General features: G+C 53.0%; 21 protein-coding genes. 7 read left to right on the top strand and 14 right to left on the bottom strand.

Annotated elements, in window-relative coordinates:
* Nucleotides 1-408 precede the first annotated feature (408 nt).
* Nucleotides 409-1,779, top strand: coding sequence for an IS4 family transposase (locus Pla144_RS18380; protein ID WP_146452169.1), 1,371 nt, complete (start codon nucleotides 409-411; stop codon nucleotides 1,777-1,779).
* A 698-nt stretch (nucleotides 1,780-2,477) separates the two neighbouring features.
* Here the strand turns inward: Pla144_RS18380 and Pla144_RS18375 are convergent.
* The 4 genes from Pla144_RS18375 to Pla144_RS18360 all read right to left on the bottom strand — a co-directional run bounded on the left by Pla144_RS18375 (nucleotide 2,478) and on the right by Pla144_RS18360 (nucleotide 6,523).
* Complete coding sequence (locus tag Pla144_RS18375; protein WP_146452168.1) at nucleotides 2,478-3,296, bottom strand: SHOCT domain-containing protein; 819 nt, start codon at nucleotides 3,294-3,296, stop codon at nucleotides 2,478-2,480.
* A gap of 359 nt (nucleotides 3,297-3,655) precedes the next feature.
* Nucleotides 3,656-4,498, bottom strand: coding sequence for a transglutaminase-like domain-containing protein (locus Pla144_RS18370; RefSeq protein ID WP_146452167.1), 843 nt, complete (start codon nucleotides 4,496-4,498; stop codon nucleotides 3,656-3,658).
* Nucleotides 4,499-4,554: 56 nt separating this feature from the next.
* The gene (locus Pla144_RS18365; protein ID WP_146452166.1) at nucleotides 4,555-5,280 is read right to left on the bottom strand and encodes a proteasome-type protease; all 726 of its coding nucleotides are present in this window, start codon (nucleotides 5,278-5,280) and stop codon (nucleotides 4,555-4,557) included.
* 379 nt (nucleotides 5,281-5,659) lie between these two features.
* Nucleotides 5,660-6,523 (bottom strand): hypothetical protein, encoded by an 864-nt coding sequence (locus Pla144_RS18360; RefSeq protein WP_146452165.1) that lies wholly within the window; start codon nucleotides 6,521-6,523, stop codon nucleotides 5,660-5,662.
* A gap of 256 nt (nucleotides 6,524-6,779) precedes the next feature.
* On the opposite strand from Pla144_RS18360, the gene Pla144_RS18355 reads away from it, so the two are divergent.
* From Pla144_RS18355 to Pla144_RS18340, 4 genes are all read left to right on the top strand, one after another.
* Entirely contained in the window at nucleotides 6,780-7,397 is a 618-nt protein-coding gene (locus tag Pla144_RS18355; RefSeq protein ID WP_146452164.1) for a hypothetical protein, read from the top strand.
* A gap of 287 nt (nucleotides 7,398-7,684) precedes the next feature.
* Nucleotides 7,685-7,915 carry a hypothetical protein gene (locus Pla144_RS18350; RefSeq protein WP_146452163.1) on the top strand — a complete coding sequence of 77 codons (231 nt, stop codon included), beginning with the start codon at nucleotides 7,685-7,687 and terminating at the stop codon, nucleotides 7,913-7,915.
* Nucleotides 7,916-8,303: 388 nt separating this feature from the next.
* Entirely contained in the window at nucleotides 8,304-10,586 is a 2,283-nt protein-coding gene (locus Pla144_RS18345; RefSeq protein ID WP_146452162.1) for a PQQ-like beta-propeller repeat protein, read from the top strand.
* 9 nt (nucleotides 10,587-10,595) lie between these two features.
* Entirely contained in the window at nucleotides 10,596-12,335 is a 1,740-nt protein-coding gene (locus Pla144_RS18340; protein ID WP_146452161.1) for an outer membrane protein assembly factor BamB family protein, read from the top strand.
* 248 nt (nucleotides 12,336-12,583) lie between these two features.
* Here Pla144_RS18340 and Pla144_RS18335 read toward each other — a convergent pair whose 3' ends face one another.
* From Pla144_RS18335 to Pla144_RS25600, 5 genes are all read right to left on the bottom strand, one after another.
* On the bottom strand, nucleotides 12,584-13,258 hold the full coding sequence (locus Pla144_RS18335; RefSeq protein WP_146452160.1) for a DUF2293 domain-containing protein: 675 nt from the start codon (nucleotides 13,256-13,258) through the stop codon (nucleotides 12,584-12,586).
* A 26-nt stretch (nucleotides 13,259-13,284) separates the two neighbouring features.
* On the bottom strand, nucleotides 13,285-13,509 hold the full coding sequence (locus tag Pla144_RS18330; protein WP_197530809.1) for a TfoX/Sxy family DNA transformation protein: 225 nt from the start codon (nucleotides 13,507-13,509) through the stop codon (nucleotides 13,285-13,287).
* The gene (locus Pla144_RS18325; RefSeq protein WP_146452158.1) at nucleotides 13,506-13,850 is read right to left on the bottom strand and encodes a cupin domain-containing protein; all 345 of its coding nucleotides are present in this window, start codon (nucleotides 13,848-13,850) and stop codon (nucleotides 13,506-13,508) included. The genes Pla144_RS18330 and Pla144_RS18325 overlap by 4 nt, the downstream gene beginning before the upstream one ends.
* A gap of 184 nt (nucleotides 13,851-14,034) precedes the next feature.
* On the bottom strand, nucleotides 14,035-14,358 hold the full coding sequence (locus Pla144_RS18320; RefSeq protein ID WP_146452157.1) for a hypothetical protein: 324 nt from the start codon (nucleotides 14,356-14,358) through the stop codon (nucleotides 14,035-14,037).
* A 115-nt stretch (nucleotides 14,359-14,473) separates the two neighbouring features.
* Nucleotides 14,474-14,659 (bottom strand): transposase family protein, encoded by a 186-nt coding sequence (locus tag Pla144_RS25600; protein WP_391580975.1) that lies wholly within the window; start codon nucleotides 14,657-14,659, stop codon nucleotides 14,474-14,476.
* A 206-nt stretch (nucleotides 14,660-14,865) separates the two neighbouring features.
* Between Pla144_RS25600 and Pla144_RS18310 the strand changes: the two genes are divergently transcribed.
* Nucleotides 14,866-16,137, top strand: coding sequence for a Gfo/Idh/MocA family oxidoreductase (locus Pla144_RS18310; RefSeq protein WP_146452155.1), 1,272 nt, complete (start codon nucleotides 14,866-14,868; stop codon nucleotides 16,135-16,137).
* Between the two features lie 69 nt (nucleotides 16,138-16,206).
* The gene (locus Pla144_RS18305; RefSeq protein WP_146452154.1) at nucleotides 16,207-17,067 is read left to right on the top strand and encodes a sugar phosphate isomerase/epimerase family protein; all 861 of its coding nucleotides are present in this window, start codon (nucleotides 16,207-16,209) and stop codon (nucleotides 17,065-17,067) included.
* A 347-nt stretch (nucleotides 17,068-17,414) separates the two neighbouring features.
* Here the strand turns inward: Pla144_RS18305 and Pla144_RS18300 are convergent, their stop codons facing one another.
* From Pla144_RS18300 to Pla144_RS24730, 5 genes are all read right to left on the bottom strand, one after another.
* Nucleotides 17,415-18,557, bottom strand: coding sequence for a glycoside hydrolase family 10 protein (locus Pla144_RS18300; protein WP_146452153.1), 1,143 nt, complete (start codon nucleotides 18,555-18,557; stop codon nucleotides 17,415-17,417).
* A 53-nt stretch (nucleotides 18,558-18,610) separates the two neighbouring features.
* Nucleotides 18,611-19,078, bottom strand: coding sequence for a hypothetical protein (locus Pla144_RS18295; protein WP_146452152.1), 468 nt, complete (start codon nucleotides 19,076-19,078; stop codon nucleotides 18,611-18,613).
* Nucleotides 19,065-20,069, bottom strand: a complete 1,005-nt coding sequence (locus Pla144_RS18290; protein WP_197530807.1) for a DUF1559 family PulG-like putative transporter — start codon at nucleotides 20,067-20,069, stop codon at nucleotides 19,065-19,067. Before Pla144_RS18290 ends, Pla144_RS18295 begins: the two co-directional genes overlap by 14 nt.
* 169 nt (nucleotides 20,070-20,238) lie before the next feature.
* Nucleotides 20,239-21,687: a DUF4623 domain-containing protein gene (locus Pla144_RS18285; protein ID WP_197530806.1), complete on the bottom strand. Its 1,449-nt coding sequence runs from the start codon at nucleotides 21,685-21,687 to the stop codon at nucleotides 20,239-20,241.
* 162 nt (nucleotides 21,688-21,849) lie between these two features.
* The gene (locus Pla144_RS24730; RefSeq protein ID WP_197530805.1) at nucleotides 21,850-22,890 is read right to left on the bottom strand and encodes a DUF4623 domain-containing protein; all 1,041 of its coding nucleotides are present in this window, start codon (nucleotides 22,888-22,890) and stop codon (nucleotides 21,850-21,852) included.
* Nucleotides 22,891-22,958 lie beyond the last annotated feature (68 nt).

Here is a 22,958-nt window from a genome sequence, read left to right as displayed (position 1 = left end):
TATTGAGATTTCCAGGACTCGTTGGAAAACCATTGCAGCCCGCCAAATGGCGGACGTGACCTAGAGTTTTGCGAGTTTCGCGGTTTCCCAACTGCTTTCGGTTGTATCAACGAATGTCGCTTGTTTAAGCGAGTTGCTGGTTCTCCTGTGGCGCGATCGCATTGGTTATGCAGTGCTAGCGATGCCGCCAAATTATCTGGGCCGAATTAGCGAACGAATCCATCGCTAGCACGCGTAGAAGTAGATGATGTCTGCTGGTCATGACGACGAGTAGCCAAACCCTATGGAGGCAGTTGCTTCCGCTGAGGGCATCAACTCATTCCTAGGCGTTTCCGCCTAAGAAAGAACTTCGTCTGCATCGTACTCTGATCAGACGGCAGGAATCGCTGTCAATTTGAAAGCGATTCCATGTCGAACTTGGACGCGGTGCGCGCTCGCTTTGCGCGGAACGAGGGCCTTCCATTCGCGAATATCTTGACGGAGGCTAGCATCCGTGACGTTCTTGGGGCCCATGGCCTCAAGTATCGGGACCGAGTGTTCAGCCCAGTTACGACCATCTGGGGTTTTCTGAGCCAAGTACTTAGTGAAGACCACAGCTGCCGAGATGCTGTGTTGCGAGTCATCGCGCACCGCGTGGCCCGGGGTGATACGGCTTGCTCGCCATGCACTTCCAGCTACTGCAATGCGCGGAGTCGTATCAACACGGGCGTTCTTTCCACATTGGCCAAGCGAACTGCGGAAGAACTACAGACGAGCATTGCCGACGGGTGGAAGTGGAATGGTCGCTCTGTGTTCATCTTTGATGGCTCCACGGTATCGATGCCGGATACGCCAATGAATCAATCGATGTATCCACAGCCGCCAAAGCAAAAGCCAGGGTTGGGCGTTCCCCTAGCCCGGATCGCTGTGCTACTATCGCTCGCCACTGGCGCTTGTCACAATTTGGCCATCGCCTCATACAGTGGCAAAGGCACCGGAGAAACAAGTCTCTTTCGACGCATGTACGATACCCTCAAAGCTGGTGATGTGGTCGTTGCCGATGCCTTATTCGACAATTACTTCATCGCTTGCGAACTGCGCGATCGCGGTATCGATATCGTCACTCGCGTTCAGCACGAGCGCGCGGATAGTTGGGCAAAGGAAATCAGGCCCGACGGCGACATCCTCGTTTGGCAGCGTTCCTGCAAGCCGCGCGGAATGACCGCAGCGCAGTATCGACGCTACCCAAAACAATTGACGATGCGGCAGGTAGTCGTTGATGCGCGCGACAAGAACAACCGCGCGAAGCAGTTCAAAGTCGTTACCACGATTCTCGATGTGTCGATCGATGGCAAGCAGATTGGCGATTTGTACGAGCGACGGTGGAACGGAGAAGTCGATATCCGGTCGATCAAGTCAACCATGCAGATGGACATCCTTCGTTGCAAGACACCGGACATGGTTCACAAAGAGATATGGACACATCTGTTGGCTTACAACTTACTCCGCACGGTGATGGCTGTTGCCGCCAACGAGAACGACATCGACCCTCGCAAGATAAGTTTCAAAGGAGCCAAGCAAGCTTTGACTGCCTTCAGTCCAAAGATAGAAGCTGCCCGGCCAGAGAATCGCGCGCTGTTGATCGATGCGATGCTCACGACCATTGCTTATCACCGTGTGGGTGATCGTCCTGGTCGATGGGAACCGCGGGCGCGCAAACGACGACCGAAGTGGTCCACGCCGCTCAAGCAACCTCGACAAATTGCCAAACTGCCACACAACCGTTCAAAATGGTTCTAGGCCGCAAACTAGAAAGTCGTCAGCGTCATCTGGCGGCCTTGTTTATCTATACGAAGCCCGCGATGTGATCGTAGCCAACAACATAACATCTTCTCGCTTTATGATCGCTTTTTGGTGGTGCAGAATGCTCGCCTCACTACTGAAGAGGCGATCAAATAGACCGTTGGCTGCTACCCTGCCCAGCGATTGGTGGCAATCGAGAGCGAAAAACTCTTAAACTAGCGACATTCGTTGTATCAACCGAGGCGGTTTAGGACTTTTGCGAACTGCTGGAGCTGTCTCGCGTCGGCAGACGCCTCAGCGAGTTCGGGTGAGTGAAAATCGCAGTCAAAGCGATCGCACCTGGCAGCGTTTGGTGGCCTGAAAGCGGCTGCTTTCGTGACACAGGACTAACCGTGATTGTACCCAGACATTTACGAGCTAAATGACACGCCCTCATTGGCAGTTCGGTGCGGATCAATCAGGCACGGGAGTCGGGAACAGGTGAGGCCAGCGAAACGATTAAGCTACTTTTTGCACATGTCCGCTCTAGATCTAGCTGATGCCGATTTTATTAATCACTAAAGGATGATTAATGCAAGCAAGAGACGAGACTCTAGTGATGGATTTTGTTCGCAGAGTGCTAGTCCTCTCTGGCAAGCCCCTGGGAGTCCTACGATTTCATGTTTGGCGTCAACGCATTGTTGTGATTATGCAGCCTACAAGCGGCTCAACAAGTCGGCCTTCTTATTGTTGAACTCTTCCTCGCTTACGATGCCCTTGTCGCGCAGCTCGCCCAGTCGTTCGAGAGATGCGAATACGTCACCTCCGATCAGAGCATTTCCGGAGGAAGTTATGGGGGAACTGACATGTGGCGAGGCAGGGGGTGAAGATGCTTGAACCGGCTGCCCGTGACGCGACAATACTGGTAGGCTGCACAGGTCGACCGTGCCAAATTGACTTGAGAACGTAATTGAACTTCCCGATCCTTGCTGCTGTGAAAAACCGCCGATTTGATGGTTGAGCGTGTCGTAAACCCACACCTGGCCCCCTGTTTTTACGGCCAGACGGCGGCTGTTCGCGAAGTAGGCGTATCGCACATTGTTCTGGTTGCCCGTTGCACTAGGTACGCCCAAGTCGGTTGGCCACCAGTTATCTTCGGGATCGGGGACAAATAGGCTTGAATGCCCCATCGGTGCGCCGGCGGCTTGGTTTTGTTGTCCGCCTCCGCTCTGGCTTTGTGATTGGAAGCTGCCCGATTGCAGTAGTCCCGGTTGATTGGCGAGGATTCCTGAGATGTCCTGACAGAGCGCATCGACGCGACTCTTGAGCCCAAGATTAAACATGTCGCCCAGCATCATCATGCCGCCTCGCATCCATTGTCCCGAACCTCCGAACTCGGGATGACTGAACTGTGCCATGCTGCCATTGCCGTTGAGCACAGCAAGCATCATGTGCGTGACGGCATCCTGGCTAAAACCGTGCCGCTGAGAAAGGTCATTGACGATTTGCTGGCCTTGCGGCGAAAGTTGTCTCATTTTGCTAGTTCCTGATGCTCATTGGTAACTCTTGACACACTTTTATAGCTTAGCCGCAAAAGAGAGCGACCAAAAGTGTCCTAAGATTCAATTCCGTTTGGGTGAGTAAGCTGTTTCGCAGCCGTAGGTGGTTGTTATGGCGCACTCCGGACCGATTTGAGCTGATCGCATGCCTGGGGCGTCGCAACAAGCGGTTCAAGCTGATTTATTGTGTCTCAACTCGCATGCTCAAACGGAATTGCTGATAGACTCAGCAATTGGGCCGAGGACTGCCACTTTCGATCGACCCGAGTTTCTCAAACACCAGGATCCTGCTAGTTGCCCTCTGGCTATGGATTTCAGTTGACGCAATAAGAAACTCACGCCGTGGAGACGGCGGGCGGATCGCCACTGAACGAGTCGGGCGGGTTCGCGTAGTCGGAATGGTTTGCCCACACAGTTTTCTCGATCAGCAGCGCATCACCCGTGAGTGTTGCGAACGAGACGTCGGCAGCATCTCGCCCAACTCCGATTCGCACCAATCCGCTCACGGGCGCCAATCTTGTGGGGTCGAAAAGATACCATTGACCTTCCAGGAAGGCTTCCATGAAGCCGTGGAAGTCTGGAGGTTGCAGACCGACCGCGTACCCCGCCACATAGCGTGCAGGGATGCCCACGCCGCGACAGAGCGTGATCGCCAGATGGGCGTAGTCACGACAGACCCCGGTCCGCTGCAGCAGAACATCGGCAGCAGTCGTCCACGAGTTAGTGCTGCCGGGCGTGTAGTCGAGTTGCACAAAAACCCAATCACAAATTGCCTGCACACGACTATAGCCGCGCGACATCTGGCCGAATTCTTCAAACGCGAACCTCGCCAACAGGTCACTCTGGCAGTAGCGGCTCGGGTTAAGATAGGTGAGCACCTCGGGGGGCATTTCCGACGTGTTCGATTCGCCCACAGAGGTCGGCCGGTTAACTTCCGGAGCCAATTCGACATTGGCTTTATAAGATATCTGCAGCTCACATGGCTGTACCACCAGCCGGTGCAATTGGTTTCCCTCGAGCCCCACCTGGTAAGTTTCCATGTTCAGCTGCGGGTCGATCTCCAGTTGTTCCCAGATCACCTGTTGATGCTCTGTGTGCGCAGCCGCAATCTGAAACAAGAACACTGTATCGAAACGGACCTCGTACTTCAGATCAGCACGGACATCAATCTTGGACATGTGTCAAGCTTCTTTGTAGTTTCGCGATAAAAGTAATTCGCGGCGTTGGAATCGCGTCAGCCATCGCTTTGAAAAAGGTTTGCGGCCCAGTCCATAGGCATCGAAGCTAGTGACTGGGATAACGTTTGCGACCACCAATGGGTCGCGCCGCTAATTTCGTCTCCGGAGTATCGCTGAAATCTGGCGTGGCGATTCCCCTCGGCAATGACCGCAACATCAACCGGACAATCCACATCGTTGACGCTCGTCCGCGTGGAATCGAAGGCCAACAGCGCGAGGGCCACAGCGGATCGCAAGGGAGTTTCATAGGTGAGCAATCGATCGAGAATTGGCTTGCCGTAATGGGTTCGCCCAATGATGAAATAGGGTGAATCGGAGGCCGATTCAATCCAATTGCCTTCTGGATAAACGTAAAACATTTGCGGTGAAAGATCTTGATGAAGGCGGCCGCCTATGATTGCGTGCGGGTTCCATGAGAATCCACCGGCCGCGAGCGACGCGGCATCCTCTTCATGAACCCTGCGAAGCTGCTCTCCGAACAGGTTTACGACTTTGAAGAGTCGATCAATCGGCTCCGGTTGCTGATCGAGTTGTTCGCTCAGATAGGTCAATGATTTGTCCCGGACCGACCGCAGCCCGCTTGTCATCACGAACAGCGAATCGTCGGCGTGATTCAAGATCGAAAGCTTTTGCTTGCTCACCTGCTCGCTGCCACGAACTATCTGAGTATCCGCAAGCGATACGACTCCTTGACGAACCTTAATACCAACACAAAACGTCATGATTTAACCCGTGAGCTTTCAAACCTTCGGGCTCATGCTAACATGAACGGCTCGTCTCAACCATACTCGGTTGGACAAAGTGACTAGGTCGCCAAGAACCGGCTTGGGGTCTCACTTGTGTAGCCACATTCAAGAACGATATCCACCTTGTCGTTGGTCGACGGCATCTGTGCCATTGATTAAATTTCAGGTCCCCAGATTCGCGTCGATTACGCCACCAAATTGTGAAAAATGGTGCCGTCAGGCGTCGCCGGACGTCCCCCCGACAGCCCTCGAGAATGATTTTAGTCCTTGTGCCTGAGTCCGATTGTGTCTAGGCCTAGGTGCAAAAGCCATCACAGATTTGTGTTCTTTGTCGCAGAAAAACGCCCCCTCGTTGCTATCTGATCGCTGTTGCCACATCCGGCAACTCCGCCAAGGGCCACCAGGAAGAATCAAGCAACTGGCTGGGACTGAGCCGAAGTGAATCGCGGCGCTTGTCGATGGACTTGTTGAGCTTCTCGACGAGCTTGGGCCCGCGGAGTTCGTCTTCGATCCAATTCTCAATCGTGTTACTTAGTTCTTTGACTACGGGGCCATGGGCATTGCTCACGCGCTCGAGGCGAAAGTTGGAGAGACCCAACTGGGCATCGGTGACGCGTGGGTCGATGTCTAGCGCGGGAAGCAAGTCTTGAGTTTCGATCTGCACGCCGATTTCACAGTCGAGCGAGAGGTCCATCGTCGTGCGGCCAACGATTTCTAGTGCGATCAGATGCACGCCTCGTTCATAGACTTTGGCTCGACCCCAAAGCGAGAGGTCGGCGTGGACGGTGAGCGTGAATGCCACGCGGCTCCCATCCAGGGCTCGCAGTTGCTCGATGCGGACTTGGAGTTTGTTGTCTGGATCGGTGAGCTTGACCTTGTAGTGCTTCCAGACTCCGTGCTTGACGGCCTTGTGGCGCCGCTTGATATCGAAGTCCTCAAACTTCAGTCCCGAGATGATCTCCTTGGTCCGGCCCCAGTCTTTACGCTTTTCGTACTCGATAGGGATCGAAGCACTGACCAGGTTGGCAAAGGCATTGGCGAGTGCTGCGCTGGTGGTGGAAGGGGCGGCGATGGAGACTACAACTGCTGGGGCTTCGGGCTGCTGAGCTTGAACTGGGCCAGTTATTGCTAGGATGGCGAGAGCCGAAGAGGCCAAGTATGTGAAAATGACCAATGAGCAATGAACAAGTTTTGGAAATAAAGCAAACTCATCGGACATTGGTCATTGGGCCTTGTGCATTAAACGAGGCTTTGTATCACACGAATCTTTACGTACAGCGCCCCCCTCGGTGTTCAGGTCAATGCAAAAAAAGAACCTGCCCCGAGCCCGAAAGCCCGAGACAGGTCCTCAGAGGGGGACTCATCGTGCTCGCTAGGGACTAGCGAACGAAGCTGGCACTTACGACCTTGCGAGGCTGGGCAATCCGGGCACTTGGATCGGCAGCTGGTGCAGGTGGGATAGGAGCAGCTTCTTCTTGCGATTCAGCAACTGCAGGCTCAGAGGCTGGCATTGCAGCCTTGGAACCACCGCCACAGCATCCGCTGTCGCAGCAGCCACCTTTGCCACAGCAACCGCTATCGCAGCAGCCGTTACCAGAACCATTGCCGCAGCAAGGGTCGGCACAACCACAACCTGGATCGCAGCAGCCACAACCTGGGTCGCAGCAAGGATCTTCGCAGCCACAACCTGGATCGCAGCATTTGCTGTGCTTACGCTTGAACAAACGATCAAGCAGGCATTCCTTCTTGCACTTGCACTTGCAGCAACCGCTGTCGCAGCAGCCATTGTCACAGCAACCGTTGTCGCAGCAGTTATCGCCACAGCAAGGGTCGGCACAACCGCAACCTGGATCGCAGCAGCCACAACCTGGGTCGCAGCAAGGATCTTCGCAGCCACAACCTGGATCGCAGCATTTGCTGTGCTTACGCTTGAACAATCCGCTCAAGCAACCCTTCTTCTTGCCACAGCAGCCGCTATTGCAGCAGCCGTTGTCACAGCAACCGTTGTCGCAGCAGTTATCGCCACAGCAAGGGTCGGCACAACCGCAACCTGGATCGCAGCATCCGCAACCTGGGTCGCAGCAGCCACATGATTTCTCACAACACGACTGCGATGCACAATTGTCGCATCCACAGCCACATCCCAGCATGACGTCGAGCAGGCCATAGCCGAAGCCTTGGCTAGCAAGACATACACTGAAAACGAGTGCTCCCAACATGTTCCATCTCATTGAATGACATCTCCTATGCGTAGGGGACGTACGTACAAACGCGCCTGACGTGATCGATCCTGCTGAGTTCGCCACACCCTCCCTGGGTAAGTCGTTGCGACTTTGGCGTGGGCGTGTGCCCGTGTGCGGTATGAAGGCGGGAGTGTGAGGTGACCCTGCTGGGTCGGGGGGGGTCGGGGTGGGTCTTTACGGTGGGTCCCCACGGTCAGGCATCTACACTAGTCGAGCCAATCCATGACTCGAAAAAACAGACCGGTGCAGACGCTTCCAACTATGGTGTGTCGAGCAAGCGATACTCTGGGTTTCGCCTCCGACATGAAGACGTATCGGCGAGCTATCAGGTAACCCTTGAGTCGACCGAAGTAATTTTCACGAACTGAGTTAGAACACTTATTAGGTAAACTTTGCCGTCCAAGTAGACCTTCTTACTAGTAACGATTTTGCCTTGTCATAAGCGGAGTTCGACCACCTTGGAAGTTGGCAGGAATCTGCTATCCTATAGGGGGTTGGGAGAAAAATAGGCTTCGTCAGCTCCCCCTTCGACTACGGGATCAGGGCTGAATTGTAAGGGTCTACGTAATCGGCACTGTTACCCAAAACGTCATACTCGTGTGGTAGCGTTCGATTCCTCCCGACGACAAGATTCCCTGAGATGCCCTCCCCTTGACCCCCCCCCTCCCCGAATATCCTTCCAAAACTCGATTCAGCGGGAGAACCAATTCAAGCAATTGGTCCTGCCCAGCAATCAAGTAAATCGTGAGCCTACGCATGAATAATCAATGGCGGACTGTTAAAGTACTTTGGCTCAGGTTAGCGACCTGTTTGGCAGTCTTGTTCGGGGTTTTAGCTTCGAGTGGGATCGAGGCTGGCGATGATCCGCTCGATTGGCCAAATTGGCGCGGACCGCAGAAGAACAATGTTTCCATGGAGAAGGGGCTTGTCGAGTCCTGGGATCCCGAAGGAGGCCCCGGCAGCAATCTTTTATGGAAGAACGACGAACTCGGTGGTCGTTCGACTCCGATCGTGATGAACGGCTTGCTCTACACAATTGTACGCGATCAGCCGGGCACAGAATTCGAGGCGGAAAAAGTCGTTTGTGTCGACGCGGCCACTGGTGAGAAGCATTGGGAGTATCGCATGAACCTCTACCTTTGTGAGGTTCCTGACACACGCGTCGGCTGGTCCTGCTGTACCGGCGACCCTGAAACGGATCGAATATATGTACAAAGTGTGAGTGGATATTTTTGCTGTCTCGAGGGTAAGACCGGCAAACTTGTCTGGGATCGTAGTCTGCTTGAAGAATTTGGTTTGATCAACACCTATGGTGGACGCACCAATGTCCCTGTGATTTTTGAAGATCAGGTACTTATTAGTGCTGTGGTCGTAGGATGGGGGGATGCACCGAAATTCGGTTTCCTGGCACGGCCTGCCCACCGCTTTATGAGTCTCGACAAGGCCACCGGCGTTATCCGCTGGATGAATGGGACAGGCATCTCACCTTATGACACTACTTACAGCACGCCAGTCGTGACCGTACTCGGCGGCCAGGCGGCTTTGGTTTTTGGATCGGGTGATGGTGAAGTCTGGGCCCTCCAACCCCGCACAGGACAGCCAATTTGGCACTACCCACTCTCTCGCCGCGGCTTGAATACATCTCCGCTGGTTGAGGGAAATACGGTCTACTATTCGCAAAGCGAAGAGAATGTCATCGGCAGTACAATGGGGGCACTGGTCGCGATTGACGGCGCGATGACCGGCGACTTGAGCGGTAAGGAAAAATGGTTCGTACCCCAAATCATGTCCGGAAAAAGTTCGCCAGTGATGGTCGATGGCAAACTCTGGACTGTGGACGATCGCGCAAAGTTGTATGTGTTCGACCCGGAAACCGGTGAGCAACTTGATAAGCAGGCCTTGGGTACTGCCATGCGAAGCACCCCCTTGGTGGCGGATGGCAAGGTTTATACCTGCACTAACGCCGGCAGATGGTACATTCTCAAGCCCACGGGCGATGGAGTTGAGATCGTCCACAAGCTCCGACTAGGAGGGGACAATGACGGGTCGCCGATTGTCTCACATGGCCGGATTTATCTTCCCACTTCCGATACACTCTATTGCATCGGTGACACGAGGGTGACACCTTCGGCTGATCCGCTACCTCCCCAACCGCAGGAAACACCGGTCGACGATGATTCTCAGACCGCGCTAGTGCAGGTGGAACCGTATGATGTCCTCTTGGCACCTGGCGGCAAGCAGTCGTATCACGTACGGCTCTACAACTCACGTGGCCAATTCTTGCGCAAGGCGGCCGCCAGCGAAGTGAGCTTTGGAGTCGATGGCCCCGGCTCAGTTAGTGCGGACGGCACATACACTGCTCCTGCAGGAAATGAACATCAGGTAGCCTTGGTGACTTGCAAGGTGGGCGAGCTCATGGGCACGGCACGCATCCGAGTCGTCCCCCCCCTCCCCTGGAGTTTTGATTTCAACGACGACGAGGACGTGCCACTTACCTGGATTGGTGGCCGGGTGCGGTATGTGTTGCGGGATGAGGATGGAGAGCGATTTGCCGTCAAACGCGATGTACTTCCCACACCAAAGGATCCCCACAATAAGCTAGGCACCCGCAGCCAGCTCACAATGGGGCCTGTCGATATGGCCAACTACACCATCGAGGCAGACTTCGCCCTCGACGAACAGGATGGCAAGTTGCCCGATTTCGGACTGACCAATAGCCGTTATTCGATGACCGTGCGACCCATGAACGAAGAACTACGTATTTATAGTTGGAGCCCGCACGACTACCGCACGAACGCCTCGGTAGAATTCAAGCCACAAGCGCACAAGTGGTATACAATGAAAATGCGAGTAGACCCTGTAGGGAGCAAGGCGATCGTGCGCGGCAAACTCTGGCCACGCGGGGAAGCCGAACCTGAGGATTGGACCGTCGAGATGGAGGATTTTGCTCCCAATCTGTTCGGCAGTCCCGGGCTATTCGGCAAGGCAGAGGTTGCCGAAATATTTGTCGACAATATCAAAGTTTATCCCAACCAGTAGGGAATCTTTATGAAGAAGTTTAGGAAAGCTACTTGTTTCGTAGTCGCGGCAGTCTTGGGCTGGTGGGCCAGCGCTAGTTTGGACTACTTGGCAACTCATGCAGCCCAGGAACGTGCTTCCAATCAACACACCAAGGATTGGCCGCAATGGGGCGGCTCTGCCGAGCGCAACAACACTCCCATCGGGCACAACATCCCAACCGAATGGAAAGTAGGTAAGTTCAACTACACTACGGGTGAATGGGATCCCACTACGGCCAAGAACATCAAATGGGTCTCTCGGCTCGGCTCGCAAACGTATGGCAACGCAGTGGTTGCCGATGGCCAAATCTATGTCGGCACAAACAATAGTGGCGGTTGGATTGAGCGTTATCCGAGCGAAGTGGATCTCGGCTGTTTGATTGCATTCGACATCAAAGACGGCAAATTCCTGTGGCAACATAGCAGCGAAAAACTCCCGACGGGTCGCGTTCACGACTGGCCGTTGCAAGGGATTTGTTGCGCTCCGTTGGTCGAAGGGGATCGACTATGGTTTGTCACGAGTCGTGGCGAGGTCCGCTGCCTCGATACCAAAGGATTCCGCGACGGTGAAAATGACGGGCCCTACACTGAGGAAGAGGACCTGATCAAGGAGTCGAAGCAGCCCTACGACATGCAGCAAGAGGCGGATGTAGTTTGGGTGTTCGACATGATGAAAGAACTGGGCATCTCGCAGCACAACATGTGTAGCTGCTCCGTGACCGCGGCGGGGGACCTGTTGTTTGTCAACACTTCGAATGGCGTCGACGTGGAGCACAACTATATCCCCGCCCCCGACGCCCCAAGCTTTTTCGTGATGGACAAGAACAGTGGGAAGGTACTTTGGACGGACAATTCGCCAGGACTGAATATCCTCCATGGACAGTGGTCTTCGCCAACTTACTTCGAACAGGAAGGTCAGGCCCAGGTGATCTTTGCCGGCGGTGATGGCTGGGTCTATAGCTTTGATCCAGCGGGTGACGGCAAAGGCAATGCCAAGCTCCTGTGGAAATTCGATGCCAACCCCAAAACTTCCAAGTGGGAACTCGGAGGCCGGGGAACTCGGAACAACATCATTGCCACCCCTGTTTTTCATAAGGGGAAACTATACGTAGCAGTCGGACAAGACCCCGAACACGGCGAGGGGATTGGCCACCTGTGGTGCATCGATCCCACCAAGCGTGGCAATGTAAGCCCTGAGCTGGCATTTAACTCGGAAGATCCCAAAAAAGAAATCCCGCACAAACGCGTGCAGGCAGTCATTCCCGAAGAGGGGGATCTCACCCGGCCCAATCCGAATTCTGCGGCCATTTGGCACTACAACGAATTCGACCAAAATGGGAATGGGAAGATCGATTTCGAGGAAACCATGCACCGCAGTTGTGGGACCGTGGCCATTCGGGATGGGATTCTTTATATCTCCGATTTCAGCGGCCTGTTCCACTGCCTGGACGCGGAAACTGGCAAGGTGAATTGGACCTATGACCTGCTCTCAGCGGCCTGGGGTTCTCCCCTCATTGTCGAAGACAAGGTATACATCGGCGACGAAGACGGCGAAGTGGCTATCTTCCGTCACTCGGCAGATCCAGAAGTAGCGATGGAAGACGGCGAACCTGCTTTTGGAACTCAAGACATGGGCAACAGCGTTTATAGCACTCCCATAGTGGCGGACAATGTGTTGTACATCAGCAATCGCACGCATCTGTTTGCGATCACCCCCGAGGGGAAGTAGAAAGCTGTTAGCGGTTAGTCGTTAGCAGTTAGTAATAAAGGGAAGTTCTGACTAAATTGATTTTATGGCCAAGTCGCCAGTCGCCTGCTACAGCAACGCGTCAGCTCGACTATGTATTTGCCTCGAAGTGTCTGTCGGAACGAATTCGGGTGAGAGCACTCAACGAACCAGATCAATGGGGGCCGAGTGACCACTGCTGCGTAGAGATTGAAATCGATTGATTGCAAGCAACCCGTAATGCGAGATAACTATGGAATGGCTAACAACGCCTTCGCCAATGGGCAATCATCTTTACCTGCTTCGCCTAGGCGATAACCTGCCAGCAGTTCTTTAGATCGCTGAGCCAGCATTCTACGAACTTCCCGTCGCTTACCCTTCACACGAGGGATTTTCATGGAGTCGTAACCGGTCGTTGTGTGACGCATCCAGGCAATGACCGCTGCTTCGGCACGTTGCTCCACAGGGATTCGTTTCGTTCGAGCCACTGTTCCACTTCCAACTGGCGTAGCATGATCGGCTACCTGTCGAGCAAGCTTGTGGGCAAGATCGCCATGAGCGGGATGAAACGCAAGAAATTTTACTACTGCAGCAGTAAAATCTTCAACGTATTCGCTCTGAGCTTTTTCCCGTCGGTTAGCATTGGTTTTCTTTTTCTTGGCATAACTTTCGGTGGATCTTTCAGCTTCGAGCTCGGTACGAATTCGCTCGATGGTTGATGCCGGTGCCCATACTCCTCGCGAGAAAACCTTGCGACCCTTCTTCTCAGCAACGACCCAATGATCGCCATCGGCTTTCACTCGCCTGGTTAGAGCCGCATCCCCTGGAGGAAGTAGAATCCAGGTATCCGGGACATCGAGGACTTTGCCATCAACACTTCGCACAGTGTTTGGAGTTGGGCCGGGTGTGTAAGTCTGATTGCTCATTCTTCTTCAGCTTCCTTGCTTAGTTGCTATTTCGTGATCTCTTCTAGTTCACGCCAATCCTTTCCTTCAAGACCAGCTGCTAATGCCCATAGAAGGTTGAGGCTAGCCGTGGGTTGGCGTCGCTTAACAATTCTGAAGGCTACGACTGCTCCAAGTCTTTCGAGTTCGGCAATCGTGGTGATGCCAGCCTCCCGCAGCCAATGACCGCTCTTAGGACCAAGGTTGGGAAGTGTTTCAATAGGGAGTCTCACTTTGCATCCCCGTAATAAATCGCCAACCAAATGGTCGGTTCGTCAACCGTGATCCAAGCAACACGATGTTTCGTATGAGCCGGTATATTCACAAATTCGCCCGCATTCAATGTCATGATGTTGTCTTCGAATTGCAGCTTCGCGGCACCCTTGAGGACGAGAACCCATTCGTTTTGATCTTGGTCGTACCAAAAGTCTTCCGGGGATGCGTGCCCATGGGAAACGATTCGCTCGATCCGGAACTGATCTGCTTCAAGAAGTGTCGTGAAAAGTTCGTTCGGCAAATTGCTGGGGAGATTAGCGAGAACGTTGATAGAGGTGGGCCTTTGAATGTGGTTCATTTAGTTCCCTCCCAAAGAGAATGACTGATTATCATTTACTTTCTGACTGAAAGTCAATGATTTATCAGCAGTTGTTCAAACTGGTCAGCATGGCCGTGAATGTAGCCGATTAAGTCATTCATCCCTGCCATACCATTTGTTGCTGTAAGCGGTACATGGTGGACCAGACATCGTGCAGCGAACGCTAGTAGGCCACCGCCGCTTTGTCCTGATGCTGGGCGACTTCTGATTTGAAATTATCGTAGTCTGTCTCATCGGCGAGTCCCGCAACCACTTCAACCCAGGTGACCTTTGGCAGGAACAGACGGAAGGCATAGTCGGTATCCGCAGACTCTTGAATCTGGCAGTCAGCGAGCAGCTCTGGGAACCGTTTTTGAAGGGTTTCGAGATCGTCTCGCACCCGTGCCCGAACCATGATGCGATTGAGGTCAATGGGTTGACCGTGTTCCCCATTGCCCTGTCGCGAGCAGACGGCACTGAAGAATCCATGCTTGGTAAATATCCACATAATTAGAGCTCGTTACAAAACACTTTCTGACCAAAGGCCAACCAGGTTTATCCTATTTCAGAACCTCGTGAACACTGACCTCCCAGTTTCTCCAGTACCCAAATTAGTGCTGAGTTCATTTGTGTGCAACAGATCCCTGGCAGGCAACGTTTGTGGTCTTCACTCCGCACGCCTTGCATTTGGCCCTGGGGGTGCGTGCTCGCAGCAGTGTTTCAAACGGCATCGTGTCCAAATGCCTCCACGTTCGCTCTGGCGAATGGTCGGTGATCACACACTGGGCGCCACACTCGGGGCACGTCACCGGATCGCCGCAATGAACCAATCTGATCTCCACCCGCTTCTGCTATAGTGAAAGAGAAACCTCCCACACTTCTCAGGAAGCTTGCAAACCTAACAACTGACAGTAATGTTCTGTAAGTTTGCTCATCCCGAACATTCTCCACAAAGAACACCTTCCCTAGCAATATTCAGCCACTAAAATCACGGAAGATCCAAAAGAGGAATACTATGTCTCGCCAAATTTCACGACGCGGCTTTTTGCATAATACAAGTGCAGCCGGGGCAGCCCTCGGCCTGTTTCACTATTTACCATCCCGCCTATTAGGTCGTGAGGGAAATCCGGGGCCGAATTCGGAGATTCGCATCGGTGTCATTGGCACGGGCGGCCGGTCACGACAACTTATCAGTCAAGTCCCCGCGCCGGGGCGAGTTGTCGCGATTGCTGATTGCTATCGAGAACAGATGCTCGATACGCTGCGAATTTGCAAAGGGAACTGGCCAATCTACGACGACTACCATGTCATGCTCGACAAGGAGCAACTCGACGCAGTTATCGTCGGTACGCCAGATCATGCCCGTACCCTTCCCTGCATGTTCGCCGTGCAGGCGGGACTTGATGTCTATGCCGAGAAGCCGCTGACGGCATACATTCAAGAAGGTAGGGTCCTGGTCGACGCAGTTCGCAAGCACAATCGCATATTTCAAGTCGGCACGCAGCAACGCACCATGGAAGTCAACCGTTTCTGCTGCGATTTGTTGCGTGACGGAAAGCTGGGAAAGATCAAAAAGGTTCTCGGCGTTCAATATCCAGGTCCAAATAGGTACGAGGGTTTGCCGGAAGAAGAGATTCCCGAGGGGGACAACTGGGATCTCTGGTGTGGGCCGACCGAGCTGCGCCCCTACAACGCTGCATTGCAGCGTAATTGGATGCGTTTTCGCGCCTATTCTGGTGGCGAAATGACTAACTGGGGCGCTCACGGTGTTGATCAGATCCAGTCTGCCCTCGGCAAGAGCCATACCGGACCGACCGAACTTTGGCCCCTATCACCCGGTACAAATGGCAAAGTCGCCATGAAATATGACGATGGTACCGAAGTCCGCTTTGAACTCGAACCGGGCAAGGGACCTGAAGGCGGCGGGATTTTTGTTGGCACGGAATGCAAGATGGAAATCAACCGGAACCGCTTCGCTACCAACCCCGCCGACTTCGTCAAAGATGCCCCCAGGCCGGCAGTCGCTGAAAAGTGGGAGGGAGAAGGTTGGATCGCTCGGCCGCACATCAAGAACTGGCTCGATTGTATGCAGTCACGCGTGCTACCTAACGCGGACGTAGAAATCGGCCACCGTTCCGTCTCGGTATGTCATCTGCTCAACATTACCCGCGAACTTGGCAGAAAGCTCCAGTGGGATCCCGAGAATGAGAAGTTCGTCGACGACACCGAGGCCAACGAATTGCTGATTCGCCCCCGGAGACAGGGCTACGAATTGCCTGAAGCCTGATATGATAGAGACAATGAAATCTTCCTGACCTTATGGACACAAGTTCCCCACTGAGGAGATCGCAAATCGATGAAATACGGCCTGAACCTGCTGTTGTGGACTGACCATCTCGATGATTCGAGCTTGCCAGTTCTGGAAAGCCTCAAGAAGATGGGCTACGATGGCGTGGAAGTGCCGGTATTTCAACTCGATGAGGCCCACTACCAAGCCTGGGGCAAGCGACTGGCCGACCTAGGCCTTGAGTGTACTGCCGTCACCGTTCGCGGCGCCGACGAAAATTGCATCAGTGACGATCCGGCCGTACGGTCCGCGGGAGTTGCGGCCAACAAGCGAACTCTGGATTGCTGTCAGGCCTTGGGGGCCCAAGTGCTCTGCGGGCCATACCACTCTGCCCTGGGTGAGTTCAGCGGTGCCGGTCCCACTCCTCAGGAGTGGGCTTGGGGTGTCGAGAGCATGCGCGAGGTCGCCGACCACGCAGGCAAAGTGAATGTGTTGTTGGCCGTCGAGGCACTCAATCGATTCGAATGTTATTTCGTCAATTGCATGACCGACTTGACTCGCTTTGTGGCGGAAGTGAATCACCCCAGTTGCAAACTGATGTACGATACTTTTCATTCCAACATTGAAGAAAAACAGATCGAAAATGCAATTCGCACTTGCGCTCCGCACTTGGCCCATGTGCATATCTCAGAAAACGATCGCAGCACGCCCGGAACAGGGAACGTCCGCTGGGACGCAACATTTAACGTACTAGCTGAGACAGGCTACGACGGTTGGCTCACCGTCGAAGCCTTTGGCCTCTTTTTACCTGGCATCGCAGCCGCGACAAAAATTTGGCGTTCCATGTACGAAAGCGAAGACCAACTTGCTCGAGATGCTTTGCAGTTCATGAAATCGAATGTCTCCAAAAGAAAATCGGCAAACCTATGAGGGTCTGTACGATGATTTATTTTTGCGGTAAGGATGCGGCCATCTGCTTTGCGCACTCTCAGTGGCAATATGCTTTGAAAATGTCACTCTGGTATTGTCAACATGATGCCAGCAACCGATTGCGTTACGCAAAATCGATTTGTAGCCCTGTTCAATTTCCGGGACTCTCCGGCATAAGTTGGGTTTTTTTCTCGGAAAGTAACACTCCAAGACGATTTCGCAGTGTGCAATCTTTGGACTCGTACCGAGGATGCCATCCTGGAAGCATTTCTCAAGCAAACTCTGCCAGTGTACGAATAGGGTCCTTATCGACTTAAGGTATCCAAAGTACCACACCGCAGTCGGACTCATTTGTACAACGATTCGAAAAACTCCCGGTTTTCGTTTAACGCGGCATCGTAAAAGAAGACTTCGCCTTCTATGCCAACCGCGCGGTTCGCTTCGACCATTCCTTGAACACGTTCGGTATCGTTGTAATCACCATCCGCCGTGAGTACCAAGATTCCGGGACTCAATAAGTGATAATTCTCAGGTGCGACGAACTGGTCCACAATCTTCTTCAGTTCCGCCTCGTAAACCGCCACCTCGCTGCGATATATCTGTGGGCAGATTTCGTCGACCCAACCGTTTTCGATCCAAATAGGCCAATCCTGTAAATACTGCTGCTTGCACCAGGGATAGATACTCGGAGCCGCCGAAACGACTGCATCTGGTCGAGTCGCCTTCATCTCTCGATACATCCGGCCCATGAATTCATTCAGTAGGTTAGCTCGCCATTCGATCCAGTCTGGATCAAGGTGGTCAGCGGGTGGTTCACGACCAGCGTGTTGTTCTTTGTAGAGTTTTACGGTCCAGGGATCGTAACCACCCGTGCTCGGGCACCCAGGTAGGCGATCGTCACCCTGTACGCCATCCACGTCGTAATTGGTAAGAATCTCCTTGAGCAGTGAGAGCACAAAGTCCTGAACTTCAGGGCGGCTACCATTCATCCACTGGAATCCGTCTTTGCTGACGAGTTTGCCGTCGACATCCAAAGCTGCCCAATCGGGATGTTTTCGAATTAACCAGCCTCCGTCGGGCTCTTCATAGGAACAAGAGAACCCGAATTCAAACCAGGCGATTACACGGATCTTCTTAGCATGCGCCGCATCGACGATTTCCTTCAGCATGTCGAATTCTTGGTAGCGAGGATCGACTGCTTGACCCGATTCTCGCAGCATGATTTCGCTCGGGTACGTCGTCATGCCGCGATTCCAAACCACCACATACAGCGTGTTGATACCGCAGCGGTCGGCTAGATCAACGAACTCGTGAATGCCTTTTATTGAGGTCAATGTGGGCGTACCCACATTGGCAACCCACACGCCGCGAACGGGGCGCACAATGCGCACTGCGGAATCGGTGGAGCTTTGAGAGTAGCAGTCAGCCTCAAATAGCCCGGCTGAAAACAACAAGGCAATTAACCATCCGTGGTACATTGTTCGCTTCATGGCAAAGTATTTAGTCTCTACTAGAAGGAAAGAGAAATGCCAAGTACGCTATACTACCGAGGCACCTTTATCGGTGGACCTGTCAAGCGAAGCTCAATCGGTTCATTTCCCTCCGAATTGATATCGGCAGTAAGTCCACTTTGATCAGAATAGGTGTAATTCTCAGGAATTAGGCTGGGACCAAGTGTTTGTTCCCCGACAGTTTTCTTCTTGGCAAGCTCGGGGCTCTGAGATGCGTAACAGGAAACTTTCACTTTGTGCTGGCCGACGATTGCTCCATCGTATTCAGAAAAAGTACTGAGCTTGAAAGTTCCATCTTCAGCAATTCTCGCACCAGCGGGCTGTCCCATTTGTGGTTGAAACATCACGCTGCCGAAGGGAAGAGGCTTATCGTTGTAGTAAACCGTTCCCTCTACTGGAACAACCAGGGGCCCTTGATCGCAGCCCGCAGATATTCCAACGACCACGGCAAGCAATCCTATCCACCACAGAGGGAATGCTCGAACTTCACAGCGCCACATTAACAGGTTCCTCACCGTTTGCAGTGGCCAAGTCTTTATAAATCTCAATGTCGATATCATCGGAGATTGAATGAACGCTACCATCAATGTTCACAAACTGAGTAGTTCCCGGGTGAAAGCTACCCAGCGGGAGATAGTTGAAGTTTATCGCATTCCCAGTCACGCAGTCACCCGAATTTCGAACGACACAAGCATTTGGAGATGTTTCTAGGACCTTAAATGCATAAGGGCCATCACTGAACCCTGATACGTACCACGGTCGCACATTTCCGGGAGGAGCTTCCACCAATTGACCGAGACAACAGGCACGGTGGACAAACTCCCCGATCATGAATGTATTGCTTTGCCCATCCTGAATTTCGGCAAGTTTTCTCTCTCTGCCAATTCTTGCTATTTTTGGACGCGCTCCACCACCATACCTTATTTCCTCCATAAGAAACGCCCCATTGTCAGGTATGCTTCCGAAGGATGAAGCAATGAGCGCCTCTCCACGGTTTCGGACGGCTCCCCCAACTCCTGTATAAGAGTTCAGGGCACCCAACTGATATTCATAGTTCGGGTCAGCTGAGAGAGTAATCTTCGCATCTGGCCAGGAGGGACAAATATAGCTCTCGACAACGGAATCTCGCGCAGGGTCTTCGAAGTAAGGTTTTCCTGTCTTGTAATAGTCGAAGATCATTTGATCGTAGACGTTGCCTTGTTCCATATAGGGCAAAATATCCACAAATAAGCCATGCTTAACAAAGTTTACATTTTCCTCAATATGCTCAAGAGTTCTCCCATACCCAGTTGGAAGCGAATTGTGAGTTGAAGCGTAGTTTTGTGCGCCCAGTCCCATTTGGTGAAGATTATTACTGCACTGGGCTCGCCGTGCAGCTTCTCGGGCTGCCTGAACGGCTGGGAGCAATAAGGCTACCAAAACACCAATAATAGCAATTACCACCAATAGTTCTACTAAGGTAAAACCATGAATTGGCTTGTTGCGTTGCACTCTTTGCATGATTCACTTACTCCAGCATAAGTTGAGGGGCTTTTGGACAATCAGTGATCCAGATCATAACGCAATGCTCTCGACTAGGAATGGTTCTCAAAGAGGATAAAAAACTGTTGTGGCGCTGCCGTGCTACCCCAACCGGCAGCGCCGATAGTAACAGAATATATTATCGACGGTTGCGCCGACTCGTCCAGCAGCAGACCAATCCGCAGATGGCCAACCAAGCAGTAGCTGGCTCAGGCACTGCTGCGATAGCTACAACTAAAGGCGTGCCGTACTGCGTCTGCCAAATCTCCAGATCAAGCCCATCGACGTTCTGATCGTTATTGGCATCGCCATCCATCAGAGTTGCACCTCCCAACAAGCCAGAGTTGCGTTGCCAAGTGAGGAAATCTTTGCCGTCCACATCGCCGTCGCCATCGAAGTCAGCGTCGTCGACCGTAGCAGGGTCGATAGTCAATTCAAATGCCTGAATCCCGTTGTTGGTGCTCAGTCCGTAGATGATTGCCGTGCGGCCTTCGATGGGACCGAATCGGACCTGCCCCGTACCGTTGATGTTAGGATTCTGAATCATCCCCGTAGGCAACAAACTGGCCTCGGCAATCTTTCTCTCAGCTAATGGGAGTGAGAGATCCGACATGTCGTAAACAAACATCCTTGCACGGGCTATAGAATCCTGCGCGGCGCTGGCTTCCATGATCGCTAAGATGGGCCGACCATCGACAATTGCAAAATCCATGGGTCTAAGTACATTGCCATCGGTAGTAAAGGTGTCGACCAGCGTGCCAGTACTCCCCGAGACATCAACAATCGCTGGCGTATCAATTCCCATACCGATGACCGTATCTTCGTCCTGAAAGGTGATGCCCAGACTAAAATTTCCCGCATTTGGAGGAGTGCTCGCCACACTGACGTTCGCGGCTGAAAAGTTAGTGCCATCGGTCGTATCGAAAATTGCAAAGCTGTTGTTACCGGGTATATTGGGGTTGCGACCATAGCCTGCAATTAAACGGGTGTTGCTTCCGCTACCAATTACGTCAAACGAGTCGCCTAGGCGTGCGCCAGCGAGAGGGGTTCCGCTATAGGCTAAAGTTGGGGAGGCAGCGGCTTCATTATCCCAGCGATAAATCTTGAATGGCGACGCGGTGGCATCGGTGGTGAGATTGGCCATATAAATCGCACCGTCGTCAGCAACGGCTATCATGTTTCGAGTGAACGTACCGCCAGTCACGTTCGTGTTGTTGAAATCTACAAAGCCCTTGTCGACGCCCGTCGTACCATCGAGAATCCGGAGTCCCTTGACGGTATCAGGACTTCCAAAGCGGCTCAGCAATAGCAAGTTGTTTGTCGTAGAGTTATAAGCGATACCACGTTCCAAATCGGGCGTTCCAATGCCATCGTTGACGTCCCAGAGGAAGTCGTAAAAAGTGTCCATGTTTGTGTCAGCGCTGGCCACGTCGCCAGCGAGTAGTTCAGCCGGTGCACGCCAACCGGGCTGCGCCCCTCCGAAAGTAGACAGCGGGTTCAGCGTCGCCGCCGAAGTCGAAGCTGCCAGTAAACCAACGATGGTCGAAATACTTAGACTCAATATTATTGTTCGCTGGGTGCACATCATCCTCATCTCCAATGAATATCCGTTAAATTTTAACTATTCGTAAATCTTAATTGCAATAAACTACCGCCACTGAAAGTCTCATTGACCTCAGTTGCCAGACGGTAATTGTTGGTCGCGGCCCGTTTTTCGGGCCGCGACCCAATCTCTAGCTCAGTCTCTTTCTTAGCTTCGACGTCGGCTGATCAGTAGCCCCGCAAAGCCAAGACTCAACAAAGCAAACGACGCTGGCTCTGGAACCACCTGAAACGCTTGGATGCCGTTGTTGGTGTTCATGGCGTACAGCCGTAGGTCACCGGAAGGTCCCGTGCCGAACTTAAGATCGCCGACGCCGTTGCCATTCGCTACCGAAGCCGCTGTCAAGTTATTGGCCAAATCCATAAAGCCGGTTGTGGTGAGCAGACTCAAATCGCTACCGTCGTATAACCTCACGTCGCTGGAATTAATATCTATTGTGGCCAGCAGGTTGTTCGTCTGGTCGTACGCGAGAGGCGCTTCACCCAATGAATTCACGGGGTTGCCATTGGCAGCTCCTCCAGAAAAATCGGCGTCACTTATCGTTCCACCAGTCTGTAAGCCGACAGCGCGGGTGCTGTCGATAAAGTCGATTCCCAACCGAAATCTTCCAGCTGGAGCGGTCGCTCCAAAGTTTCCGGCGTTGTTGAAATTCACTCCGTCCACCGTATTGAGAAGCGCGAAACCTGTTGATCCGCCACCGCTAGCGATAATCTGGGTGCCGACACCTGATCCGCGGACGGCCAAGCTGTCTCCAGTTCTAGGCAAGTTGCTTAGTCCGTCGAAGGCAACCGTTGGCAAGGCTGCTTCGTTGGCCCAGCGATAGACCTTGAAATTGCTTGCTGCCGAAGTAGAGAGATTTCCAACGTAAATGGCGCCGTCTTCGGCGACGTCTATCATGTCAATAGTAAAAGTGCCGCCGCCAACTCCGGTCATATCCAGCGAGCTAATTAACGCGCCGGTGTCGCCATTAAGTACACGGATATTTGAGCCGCCTTCGCGATCAGCAACATAAACATGGTTATTCAAAGAATTATATGTCATGCCCCTCTGATTATTATTGGTTGTCAGAGCGGTTGATTCACTGGGATCCAGCCATCCGTCACCGCCACCAAAGCTACTGAGCGGAACAAGTGTCTTGGCCTCAGCCTGACCAAGGGCACTGAAAACTATCAGTACACAAAAGGACATCGGATAAAGTTTTCTCAAAAGCATTAGACTACCTCCCCATGATGTGGGACTAAGGGTGATTGCCAGAG

It is taken from the genome of Bythopirellula polymerisocia, assembly GCF_007860015.1.
In the GTDB taxonomy this organism is placed as follows: Bacteria; Planctomycetota; Planctomycetia; order Pirellulales; family Lacipirellulaceae; genus Bythopirellula; species Bythopirellula polymerisocia.
Note: the sequence above shows the minus strand (reverse complement) of the source record. Positions and strands in the feature narration are given on the sequence as shown.